10 protein-coding genes and 1 tRNA gene are annotated in these 10,669 nt (G+C 67.0%); 9 read left to right on the plus strand and 2 right to left on the minus strand.

Features of this window, described 5'->3' with window-relative positions; genetic code table 11:
* Window positions 1-39 precede the first annotated feature (39 nt).
* The 6 genes from VF167_12630 to VF167_12655 all read left to right on the plus strand — a co-directional run bounded on the left by VF167_12630 (window position 40) and on the right by VF167_12655 (window position 5,279).
* Window positions 40-411: a MerR family transcriptional regulator gene (locus VF167_12630; protein ID HEX6926258.1), complete on the plus strand. Its 372-nt coding sequence runs from the start codon at window positions 40-42 to the stop codon at window positions 409-411.
* Between the two features lie 117 nt (window positions 412-528).
* Window positions 529-1,278: a 5'/3'-nucleotidase SurE gene (gene surE / locus VF167_12635; GenBank protein HEX6926259.1), complete on the plus strand. Its 750-nt coding sequence runs from the start codon at window positions 529-531 to the stop codon at window positions 1,276-1,278.
* Window positions 1,275-1,958 carry a protein-L-isoaspartate(D-aspartate) O-methyltransferase gene (locus tag VF167_12640; protein ID HEX6926260.1) on the plus strand — a complete coding sequence of 228 codons (684 nt, stop codon included), beginning with the start codon at window positions 1,275-1,277 and terminating at the stop codon, window positions 1,956-1,958. Before surE ends, VF167_12640 begins: the two co-directional genes overlap by 4 nt.
* A 107-nt stretch (window positions 1,959-2,065) precedes the next feature.
* Window positions 2,066-3,403, plus strand: coding sequence for a hypothetical protein (locus tag VF167_12645; GenBank protein ID HEX6926261.1), 1,338 nt, complete (start codon window positions 2,066-2,068; stop codon window positions 3,401-3,403).
* A gap of 80 nt (window positions 3,404-3,483) precedes the next feature.
* Window positions 3,484-3,557: transfer RNA gene (locus tag VF167_12650), tRNA-Arg, on the plus strand.
* Window positions 3,558-3,743: 186 nt separating this feature from the next.
* Window positions 3,744-5,279: a sulfatase gene (locus VF167_12655; protein HEX6926262.1), complete on the plus strand. Its 1,536-nt coding sequence runs from the start codon at window positions 3,744-3,746 to the stop codon at window positions 5,277-5,279.
* Window positions 5,280-5,312: 33 nt separating this feature from the next.
* Here VF167_12655 and VF167_12660 read toward each other — a convergent pair whose 3' ends face one another.
* A complete protein-coding gene (locus VF167_12660; GenBank protein HEX6926263.1) occupies window positions 5,313-5,648 on the minus strand; it encodes a DMT family protein in 336 nt (111 codons plus the stop codon).
* 445 nt (window positions 5,649-6,093) lie between these two features.
* Between VF167_12660 and VF167_12665 the strand changes: the two genes are divergently transcribed.
* Window positions 6,094-7,254: a sorbosone dehydrogenase family protein gene (locus VF167_12665; GenBank protein ID HEX6926264.1), complete on the plus strand. Its 1,161-nt coding sequence runs from the start codon at window positions 6,094-6,096 to the stop codon at window positions 7,252-7,254.
* Between the two features lie 277 nt (window positions 7,255-7,531).
* Here the strand turns inward: VF167_12665 and VF167_12670 are convergent, their stop codons facing one another.
* Entirely contained in the window at window positions 7,532-8,008 is a 477-nt protein-coding gene (locus VF167_12670) for a TonB-dependent receptor plug domain-containing protein (GenBank protein HEX6926265.1), read from the minus strand.
* Between the two features lie 292 nt (window positions 8,009-8,300).
* Here VF167_12670 and VF167_12675 point away from each other — a divergent pair, with 292 nt between their 5' ends.
* Both VF167_12675 and VF167_12680 read left to right on the plus strand, forming a co-directional pair.
* Entirely contained in the window at window positions 8,301-9,509 is a 1,209-nt protein-coding gene (locus VF167_12675) for a PqqD family peptide modification chaperone (protein ID HEX6926266.1), read from the plus strand.
* Entirely contained in the window at window positions 9,506-10,537 is a 1,032-nt protein-coding gene (locus VF167_12680) for a hypothetical protein (GenBank protein HEX6926267.1), read from the plus strand. The genes VF167_12675 and VF167_12680 overlap by 4 nt, the downstream gene beginning before the upstream one ends.
* The last annotated feature ends 132 nt before the right edge of the window (window positions 10,538-10,669 follow it).

Here is a 10,669-nt window from a genome sequence, read left to right on the forward strand (position 1 = left end):
GGCAGAAAGCGTCGAGGTCGTGGCCGGCTCGCGGAGGGGATGCGACGCCGACGGGCGTTCTACTCGATTGGCGAGGTCTGCGAGATGCTCGACCTCAAGCCGCACGTGCTCCGCTACTGGGAGACCCAATTTCCGGAGCTCTCGCCCACCAAGAACCGGGCCGGCAACCGGGTCTACCAGGCCCGCGAGCTCGAGCTCATCGCCCTCATTCGGAAGCTGGTGTACGAGGAGCGGTACACGCTCGAGGGTGCCCGTCGCCGGGTGGAGGAGCTGAAGGCGGAGGGCACCGCGCAAGAGCAATCGAGCCGCGCGCTGGAGCGCACCTTCCTGCGCACCCTTCGGCAGGAAATGCAAGCGATCGAGGCGCTGCTCGACCCGGCCGGCGTTGACCGTCGACCGGGCCGGGAATAGATTGCCAACCCAATCGCCCAACGGAGTTTGCGTGCCGCCGGAGGGCCGCCGACCCCATCGGCGGCCCTCGTCCGTACCGGGGCCTACTCGAGCGCAGTCGCCCGTGCGTTATCCCAGATGCTGATCCTCTGCACCAACGACGATGGTTATCGAGCCCTGGGGCTGAAGGTGCTCGCCGAGTCGGCAGAGGAGCTGGGAGAGGTCACGATCGTGGCGCCGGAGCGCGAGCAGAGTGCGACCAGTCACTCGCTCACCATGCATTTCCCCGTCCGGCGCCATCACATCTCGGAGCGCATGCAATCGATCGAAGGGACCCCTACCGATTGCGTGGCGCTCGCCGTAGGGATGCTGCTGGAGCGCCGGCCGGACTTTGTTCTCTCCGGTGTGAACCATGGCCCGAACATGGGGGAGGACGTGTTGTATTCGGGCACGGTCGCCGGGGCGATGGAAGCGACCATCCTGGGCATTCCCGCGATGGCGATCTCCTACGTCGGGCGCGAGCCCGAGGAGATCGTCGCGTACGGGCCGCTGCTGCGGCGGCTGCTCCGGCAGATCGTGAAGCGCGACTCTTTTCCACCCGAGACTCTACTGAACGTGAATCTTCCCGCGGTGGATCCGGCGGAGGTGAAGGGGGTGCGGGTGACCCGACTGGGTCGACGGGTGTACACCGATTCGATCACGCGGGCGGAGGATCCGAGCGGCCGCGAGTACTTCTGGATCGGGGGCGGCGGCGTCGAGTGGACGGCTGAGGAGGGGACCGACTTCCACGCCGTGCACGAGGGATACATCTCGGTCACGCCACTGCACCTCGACCTGACGAACTACCGCCTGCTTTCCGCGGTGCAGGATTGGGGGCTGCAACCATGAGCGACCGGTACGTAGCGCAGCGCCGCCTGCTCATCGAAAAAATCCGGGAGAAGGGGATTCGCGACCTGGAGGTCCTGCGCGCCTTCGACGTGGTACCGCGGCACGAATTCCTGCCGCAGGCGGTCTGGCACCGCGCCTACGAGGACGCCCCGATCCCGATCGGCTTCGGTCAGACCGCCTCGCAGCCCTCGCTGCAGGCGCTATACATGCAGCTCCTGGAGCTGAAGCCGACCGATCGCGTGCTCGAGATCGGCACAGGCTCAGGATTCCAGACCGCGGTGCTGGCGCAGCTCGTGGCGCACGTCTACTCCGTCGAGCGTGTGCGTGAGTTGGCGGTGCGCGCCCGGGAGATCCTGGAGCGGCTGAGGATCTCTAACGTGGCGCTGCTGGTGGGGGACGGGACGATCGGTTGGCGCCGTTTTGCGCCGTACGATGCGATTCTGGTGGCGGCGGGGGGCCCGGAGGTTCCGGAGCCACTGCTCGACCAGCTCGCCGTCGGGGGCCGCATGCTGATCCCGGTGGGTTCGCGCGAGACCCAGCGCCTGATGCTGGTGCGGCGCATCCCCGACGACGTGATCTACGAAGAGGTGCTGGACTGCAAGTTCGTGCCGCTGCTCGGCCGGTTTGGCTGGGCCGAAGAGGGAAATGGCGGCGGTACGGGCCCGGGTTACTCCGGGTGATCGTCCGCACGCGCGGGTGACATTCGGGTCATCGGCATTTGGCTGCAGGTTCCGCCCGTCCGTCGGGGGCCGATGCCACTCACGCTCCGGCTAGCCAGGGTGATTCCATGAACCATGACACTCCGGGTGCCATCCCCTCCGACGACCTGCCGTTCCTCGGACCGGCCATTTCTCCACGCCGGCCGGTGAGCGGGAGCCCGCTGGGAGATGCCGATGAGCTCGCGGCGCCTTTCGTGGGCGGCGCTTACGATCCTCTTGCCGCAGGTGCCACCGGCCCCGCCTCTTCGGAGGCCGAGCCGGCCGCTGAGGTACCGATCGAAGGGCCTGTGGGCGACGCGCCGTGGCACGCTGCGAGTGCGGGCGAGACGCCCTGGGCCGCCGAAGGCGCGGCTGAGAGTGAGGGTACGGTCGAGGCCCGGGAAGACGAGGTCGCTGCCGCGGCCGGTGGACTGGATTCCTTCCCCGAATCGGACTGGCCCTCCGACGACTTCCCCTGGCTGAGCCCGAGCGCGCCCGAGCCCGACGAGGACGGCCAGGCTGAGGCCTGGAGGCCCGGGGTAGACACGGGAGAGCTGTCGGCCCCGGCGCAGTCGTACTCCGTCGAGGAGGAGGCGTCCGTACAGCACCTGAGCTGGATCGGGGAGCCGGCCTCCCAGGGCGAGATCGACGCCGCCGAGGCGGCCGCCGCGTCTGCGGAGGTCGCCCCGGCGGAAGCCGCGCCAGCGGATGCGGTGAGCGAGGGGCAGGAAGGGGTGATAGAGGTGTCACTGTTCGCGGTGGAGGGGGTCGAGGAGGAGCGAACGGGCTTCCAAGTAGACGCCGAGTCGGTGGAGGGAAGCTGGACGGGTTCGGAGAGCTGGGCGGAAGAACACGCGGAGCGGGGCGGGGAGGCGTGGGGCGGGGAGGCCACCGTGGAAGAGGCCGCACCCCCCGAGGCCGAGGCCGCGGCTGGCGGCGACCCGACCGCCTGGGCCGATGCCGAGACCAGCGCGCAGGACCGTCCCTGGGACGAGGGCGTGGCGGCGAGCTCTGCTGAGGCGTCCGAGGCGGCGGTGGCCGGTGACGAGGTCGCCGCGCCGGATCTGGGGCTCGAGGGTGAGGAGGAGGGGATGCTGTTCGGAGAGGTCGAGACGGAGGAGACGCCGCGGGAAGCGGTCGAGGCCGCAGCGCTGCCGCTGAGCGAGTGGGAATCTGGGGCCGCTGCCGGCGGGGTCGAGGAGGAAGAGGCGCTGGAGGTAACGACCCTGGAGAGCGAACCGGTGGCGCGGTCGGCGGCGAATGACTCTGTCGATCCGATGGTGGAGGTCGCCGAGCGGCTCGAGCGCATCGCGGGAGCGCTGCGTAGCGGGCGCCCGCTGGAGGCGGCGGAGCAGGGCGATCCGCTCCAGTTGCTGATCACCGGGTACGCCCTGGGTTACGCCCAGGCGCGCCGCTCCCCCCGCTGAGGAAGGGGCCCAGACTGCTCGCCGACGGATGGACCCGGGGCCTCGAAGGCGTTATTTTAGTGATTCCCTTCGGGGATGATGCCTCCGTAGCTCAGTTGGATAGAGCACAAGTTTCCTAAACTTGGGGCCACAGGTTCGAGTCCTGTCGGGGGCACTGCCCAGAAACGCCCGTGGTTCGGTAATTTCGCCGACCGCGGGCGTTTTGTTTTGCAGCTCGGGTCGCCCTTCGGCAACATGCCCGAGCAACAAGAACTGAACGACCATTTCACGCCCTGGCCACGGTTCTGCATCGGATCGCCGGACCACACCCCCGTTTCCACGCTCGCTACCAGATAGAGCGATGCGACACATCACCCGCAGAAAGTTCCTCTCGACCTCCGCCACGACGGCGGCATCATTCTACCTGACGGGGTGCGGCACCCGTGACGCCACCGCCCGTCAGCCCAACGTGGTCTTCATCCTGACCGACGACCAGCGGTGGGACACGTTGAGTGTTCTGCCGGACTCGGAGCGCTTCTTCCCAGCGCTGCAGACGCCCAACATGGACCGGCTGGCGACGGAAGGGGTGCGCTTCGCGAACGCCTTCTGCACCTGGTCGCTCTGCTCGCCCAGCCGCGCGAGCTACCTCAGCGGGATGTACCCGCAGATCCACGGTGTGCGCGACAACTTTACCCAGTATCCAGCCGCCCGCCTGCCGAGCTATCACACCCACCTGAAGAACGCCGGCTACAAGACCGCCTATATCGGGAAGTGGCACATGGGGGAGGGGGACGACTCGCATCGCCCTCCCTTTGACTACTGGGCCAGCCATGCGGGTCAGGGCCATTACGACAATACCGAGTTCAACATCTCGCGCGCCGTCGACGGCACCGAGAGCATCGATTCGGTCTCTTTCAACGTCGCAGGGCGACGCCAGGTGATCGAAGGCTACTACACGCATGTGGTCACCGATCTGGCGGTCGATTGGATCCGCTCCGTACGGGGTCCCTTCTCGCTCCAGATCGGCCATAAAGCGCCGCATGGAAAGTGGATCCCGGAGCCCAAGTACGCCAGCCTGTACGGTGACATCCAGCTCACCAAACCGCCTACGGAGTCGCTATACACGGAGGGACTTCCCGAGTGGGTGAAGCGGCGCGTTGCGACCTGGCATGGGATCGATGGTCCGCTATACGAGACCTACGACTACGAGACCTTCATCAAGACCTATCACCAGGTCCTCCCCTCGGTGGACGACAGCGTGGGGGAGATCTACGAGGCGCTGCGCGCCAAGGGGGAGCTCGAGAACACAATCTTCATTTTCGCGGGGGACAACGGTTTCCTGCTGGGAGAGAAGGCCTCCATCGACAAGCGCACCGCCTGGGAGGAGAGCATCCGCATTCCGCTGCTCATTCGCTATCCGGAAGGGCTCGGGGCGGGGAAGGTGATCGACGAGATGGTGATGAACATCGATGTCGCGCCGACGGTGCTGGCTCTAGTCGGAGTCGAGAACGTCACCCCGGAGATGCAGGGGCGCTCCGTCGTCGGGCTCGCCAACGGAGACAGGCAGCGATGGAGGGAATCGATCTATTACCAGTACAACTTCGAGGAGCAGTTCCCCTACACGCCGAACGTGCGGTCGGTGCGCACGAGGGAGTGGAAGTACATCCACTACCCGAACGGGGAGGGGTATCCGGACACTGAGCGTGCGGAGCTATACCACCTGGCGGTGGATCCCAAGGAGCAGCGGAATCTGATCGATGACCCGGCTCACGCGGAAAAGCTGGCGGAGCTCAAGGCCGAGCTCCGGCGGCTGCAGGAGGAGACCGGGGCGATTCCCGACGTGATGCCCGCCAATCCGCAGCTCAGCTTTGAGATGCCGGACGAGGCCATCCGCTGAGGCTGGCCGGATGCCGGCGCCCGCGACATCGGCCTATCCTCTGAACACGAAGTAAACCGCCCCGACCAAACACAACCCCGCCCAGAGGAAGTTCAGGCTGATCGGCTGTCGCATGTAGAAGATGGCGAAGGGGATGAAGACGGCGAGCGTGATCACCTCCTGCAGGATCTTGAGCTGCGGCAGGGTCAGGGCGGTGAAGCCGATGCGGTTTGCCGGAACCTGCAGCAGATACTCGAAGAGCGCGACCGACCAGCTCGCAATCGCCGCCACGTACCAGGCACGATGGCTCAGGTTCTTCAGGTGCCCGTACCAGGCGAAGGTCATGAACACGTTCGACAATACGAGCAGAGCGACGGTACGCGTCAGCACGGGCATATATGGATGCTCCGGATATACCTCGTCCACCGGCCGTCGCGGCAAAAGTTCAGCGCCACGGCGGCCTTGGCGGAATCGATCTGTGGGTATGAGATTCCCGTCCGGACGGACGGGCGCATGAACTCTAAACGAGACGGATAAGATCGACAAGCGGCCCCAGGCGGACGTGGGCTTACGCCGCTGAGCGTTGGCGCAGGGCATCCGGGAGCAACCCGCCCTTCATGCCGTGGCACCTCGAGCGCCGCTCTCCAACAACTCCGTCGTACCGGCGGTAGATCAGATCGAGATCCATCATTATTCCAGCAGATTGCACTGCAGCGACCGAACGCGGAGCAAGGGATTCTGAGTCAGGCGTGGATGCCGATCGAGGGCACCACCTCGTATCGCGGCGCAGAACCGTCAAAAGGATGAGAACTCTCAACGCTCAAGGCGCACCATCATGATCGCTTCGAAGTCGTCACTGCGGGGTGCAGGGATCTGCCTCATGATCCCCGCTGCCCTCGTTTTCTCCGATCGGGCGTATGCCCAGGCGCAGGGGCAATGGATCGTTCCCGAGGGATTCGAGGTCTCGGTCTTCGCCGAGAACGTCGAGAACGCCCGCTCGATGGCCCTCGGTGACCAGGGCACCGTGTTCGTCGGGTCGAGGACCGGCGACAAGGTGCATGCCCTCATCGATGCCGACGGCGACTACGTCGCGGAGCGAACGGTCGTGATCGCCAGCGGCCTCGATCAGCCCAACGGGGTTGCCTTCCGCGACGGTGCGCTTTACGTGGCGACCGCGAGTCGGATCCTGCGGTACGACGACATCGAGAGCCACCTCGATTCGCCGCCGGAGCCGGTCGTGGTCCGCGACAACCTGCCGAACCCGGATCGGGTGCATTCGTGGAAGTTCATCGACTTCGGTCCCGACGGTCTGCTGTACATTTCCTCCGGCGCGCCCTGCAATGTCTGCGAGCCCCCGCCCATGACCGCGGCGATTCTGCGGATGCAGCCGGATGGATCGAACCTCGAGGTGTTTGCCGAAGGAATCCGCAACACCGTGGGCTTCGCCTGGCACCCGGTCACCAACGAGCTCTGGTTCACCGACAACGGCCGCGACATGCTGGGTGACGACGTGCCGAACGACGAGCTCAACGTCGCGCCGGAGCCCGGTCTGCATTTCGGCTATCCGTTCTGCCACCAGGGTGATATCGCGGACCCTGAGTTCGGCGCACGGCGAGCATGCTCCACGACGGTGACGCCCGTGCAGAAGCTCGGCCCGCATGTGGCGCCGCTGGGGATCACCTTCTACACGGGCGACATGTTCCCCGAGAGCTATCGGAACGCTGCCTTCATCGCCCTCCACGGATCGTGGAACCGATCGGCCCCGAACGGATATCGGGTCATGGTGGCGCGTACGGACGGGCGGCGGGTGACGAGCTACGAGCCCTTCCTGGACGGCGGGTTCCTGCCCAACCGGGACTCTGGTGCGCCGGGCGGCGCGGAAGCGGGCAGAGCGGCGGCGGGCCGTCCCGTGGATGTGCTGCAGATGCCCGACGGATCGATTCTGATCAGCGACGACAAAGGCAATCGGATACTGCGAGTCAGCTATCGGGGGTAAAGCGATGTGAGCTCTCGGCCACCAGCGGCGACGCGATCGCGCTGTCGCGCGGGTCCGAGTTCCTCGCTGCCTGAGCTCCGGATCCTTCCTGCCGCAGGTGGTGGTGTGGAGCGCGGAGGTAGGAGAGACATGGGCACCGCGTGAGCTGAGTTCCAGCTTGCTGGAGATCTCCCCTCCAGAGTTGCCCGTTACATCCGCGGGCCGGCACCATCACCGGCCCGCAACTGTTTCCCGTTCAAGCGAAACGGCAGCGCGCCGCACCACGGCTGTTCCGGGGTCACCGCCGCGTTGTCACCCGCACGACCCCATTCACCCCCCGGCTGCCGTAGAGCGCCGTGTCGCTGATGTTCCGCAGCACCTCGATGCGGACCAGCGACTCCGGGCGGATGGTGAGCAGCGCCACCGGATCGGCTTCCAGGCCATCGATCACCAGCAACGGCTCCACGCCCCGAAGGCGCATTTCGATGCCGCCGGTGGCGGTGCGGTATACGTTGAGCCCGGCGTATCGCCCGCTGAAGAGATCCTCGATGCGCGAGGTGGGTGCCACCGACCTGATGCGTTCCGCGGCGCGCTCCGCCTCCACGGCGGTCGGCCGGTCGATCACGCGCGACACCCCGACCGGCTCTGCTCCATCGTCCAGGCGCGTGCTGCCCACGTATTCGGAGGTGGGGCCGCTCCGGTGATGACATCCGGTCAGGACGGCGACGGCGAGTGCGCAGAGCACCCGGTTTGTGGTAGATCGTGAGAGAGACATGGAATCCTCGGGGCTGAAGGTGCCGACTCCGGAGAGCGGGAGGCCGAGGCCGATGTCACCGCTCCCACAGGGTTCGACGTTGCCCCGAGCACGGGCGTTTGGGTGCGGGGACGAACCGCGCGGGTAGTGGGATGACCCGAGTCTGCAGGAGGGACGGGCGGACCGGGCCCTGAGCTCCGGCACGCGGTTTCCATGTGTCCGATCTCTCAGGCTTCTCCCCTGGTTCGCTCCGCGGGCCGCCTGTTGGCTTGCCGGCCGAACTCTTCGCCACTCTGGCGCCGTCTCACACTAGATGTCCTCACGCATTCCCCGAGCGTTGGGGCTGACCCTCAACAGTGATGTGCTGCGCGCGCTCGACCGGCTTCCTTGGCCGTCCCCCGCCCGGCGAGACCGCGTGATTGCGCTGGCACGTGCGCTGGCCTCCACGCCCGGCTGGCCGGAGGAGGCGCAGGCGGTGCTGGTGGTCCGCCCGGATCCTCCGGAGTGTGTCGCGGTGCTCGGCCATTTCCGCGACGACGAGCTACCGCGGCTCCGGATCCTGGCCGCGCAGATCGAGGTGGAGCTACCCCGACTGAGGTACGTCGACTACGCGGAGGCGGAGCGCGACTGCGAGCTCCTGGGCGCGCGTCTGGTCGAGCGTTTAGGCCTCCGGGAGCTGCGCTCGATGCACTTCGTCGGAATCCCCCGGGGCGGGCTGATCGTGCTCGGGATGTTGAGCTACGTCCTCGACCTGCCTTCCACCGCCCTCGGGCCGCCGGCGAAAGGGGCGCCGGTTGTGGTGGTGGACGATTGTTCGCTCACCGGACTTCGCTTTCACCAATTCCGGGCCGATCTCTTTGCCCTTCGAGGCGAAAAGTCCGTTGTCTTTGCGCACCTGTACTCACATCCCGCGCTTCGGGCGGCGATCGAAGCGCGCCATTCTGAAGTCGTGACGGTGGCGGCGCATGACCTCACGGATGCGGGGCCGGACCTCTACGGTGACGGCTACCGGGACTGGTCGACGCGGTGGAGCGGGCGGACTGCCGGGGCCGCGTACTGGACGGGGCGTCCCGAACCGCTTGCCTTCGCCTGGAGTGAGCCGGAGTTCACCCTGTGGAACGAGGTCGCCCAGCGGGACGAGGTCGGCTGGCACCTGGTTCCGCCGGACAGCTGCCTGCGGCATCGGCATGAGGCCGACCCGGGTCGGTTGCCGCTCCAGGTCCAGGTGGCCGATGGCGGCCTGGTGGTGCTGTCCGACACGACTCTATGGGCTGATCGGGAGGGCGAGGTGCTGCTCGCCGATCTCCGCCAGGAAAGGGTGGTGCGCCTCACGGGCGCCTCTGCCGACATCTGGCGGGTTCTGGTGAAGTGCGATTCCATGGAGGCCGCGGTGCAGTCCATGGCGGCGACGTACGCGGCCGAACCCGATCAGCTTCGTACCGACCTGTGCCAGTTTGCGGCAGAGCTCATGGAGCGCGGGTTCATCGTGGCCGGTCCGAGGGAGACGGTGAGTCCGCGATGAACAACTCCTCCCATCTTTCGCCCCGGTCGCTGTCCACCTATCGGCTGTACGGGGTGCGGTTGGCGAGCGATTCCGAGTTCCGAACTCCGTTGCGCACCGATCCAGGGCCTTACGATCTCACCTTCCGGTGCCACGCCTCACCCCTCCCTGCCATTGATCCCGCGCAGGATATGCTCGTGTTTGAAAGCCCGATCCGCTTGGAGAGTGGGGCGCCGTACATGGCCCTCTACCGGCTCGCCGGGCGAGATCTGCTGCGCTTCAGCGAGGTGGTCGACTTCGAGATCTCGGAGGACGCGGTGACCGCGCACCTGCTCGATCCCGAGTACGCCTTCATGGTGGAGATCCACCTGCTGGGGAGTGTGCTGTCGTACTGGTTCGAGCGACGAGGGTTGCCGATGCTCCACGCCTCCGCGGTCGCGGTGGAGGGCCAAGCGGCCGTCTTCATGGCCACCAACCGCGCCGGCAAGAGCTCGCTCGCCGCCGCCGTGATGACCTCCGGAGGGGCGCTCCTCGCGGACGACCTGGCGGGGCTGAGGGTCGAGGGAGAGCGGGTGGAAGCGCTGCCGGGCTGGCCCTGTATGCGCTTCTGGCCCGATCAGGCCTCCCACTTCGGTCGTCCCGTACAGGCGCTGCCGCTCGCTCATCCGGGCTACGCCAAGAGGATGGTACCGGTAGGCGGAGAGTTCGGGGCGTTCTGCGATCGCCCCTGCCCGGTCGGAGCCATCTACCTGCCCGAGCGCCGTGCCGCGACGAGCGGCGATCCACGTGTCGACGTCTCCGAGGTCCCTCGGCGCAGGGGGATCATGGAGCTGGTGCGCGGGAGCTTCTTGCCGCAAACCCTCGAGGCAGCTGGCTTTGCGGCGCGCAGGATGGCGTTGTTCGCGCGGGCGCTGGAGCGAGTGCCGGTGAAGCGCCTCGTCTATCCCGACGGCGTCGAATTTCTGCCCGCCGTCGCCGAGGCGATAAAAGAGGACCTCGCACGGGAGCAGCGGCCGCTGAGCGGGGCTTCGACGGGAGCCGCGTCATGAGCGGGATAGCGGGGTGGATGGGAGAGGGGGATGCGGAGACGCTGTCGCGGATGCTGGCGGCGGCGGCGCACCGCGGCCCCGACGGCCAGGGCGAGTGGGTGGGCGACGGGGTGGGGCTGGGCCACCTGGCCC

The sequence above is a fragment of the Longimicrobiaceae bacterium genome, assembly GCA_036375715.1.
Taxonomy (GTDB): Bacteria; Gemmatimonadota; Gemmatimonadetes; order Longimicrobiales; family Longimicrobiaceae; genus DASVBS01.

Bases quoted from the DNA above. Each gene is read 5' to 3' on its own strand.
- VF167_12630 (HEX6926258.1), top strand. From the start codon at position 40: ATGCGACGCCGACGGGCGTTCTACTCGATTGGCGAGGTCTGCGAGATG.
- surE (HEX6926259.1), top strand. From the start codon at position 529: ATGCTGATCCTCTGCACCAACGACGATGGTTATCGAGCCCTGGGGCTG.
- VF167_12640 (HEX6926260.1), top strand. From the start codon at position 1,275: ATGAGCGACCGGTACGTAGCGCAGCGCCGCCTGCTCATCGAAAAAATC.
- VF167_12645 (HEX6926261.1), top strand. From the start codon at position 2,066: ATGAACCATGACACTCCGGGTGCCATCCCCTCCGACGACCTGCCGTTC.
- VF167_12655 (HEX6926262.1), top strand. From the start codon at position 3,744: ATGCGACACATCACCCGCAGAAAGTTCCTCTCGACCTCCGCCACGACG.
- VF167_12665 (HEX6926264.1), top strand. From the start codon at position 6,094: ATGATCGCTTCGAAGTCGTCACTGCGGGGTGCAGGGATCTGCCTCATG.
- VF167_12670 (HEX6926265.1), bottom strand. From the start codon at position 8,008: ATGTCTCTCTCACGATCTACCACAAACCGGGTGCTCTGCGCACTCGCC.
- VF167_12675 (HEX6926266.1), top strand. From the start codon at position 8,301: ATGTCCTCACGCATTCCCCGAGCGTTGGGGCTGACCCTCAACAGTGAT.
- VF167_12680 (HEX6926267.1), top strand. From the start codon at position 9,506: ATGAACAACTCCTCCCATCTTTCGCCCCGGTCGCTGTCCACCTATCGG.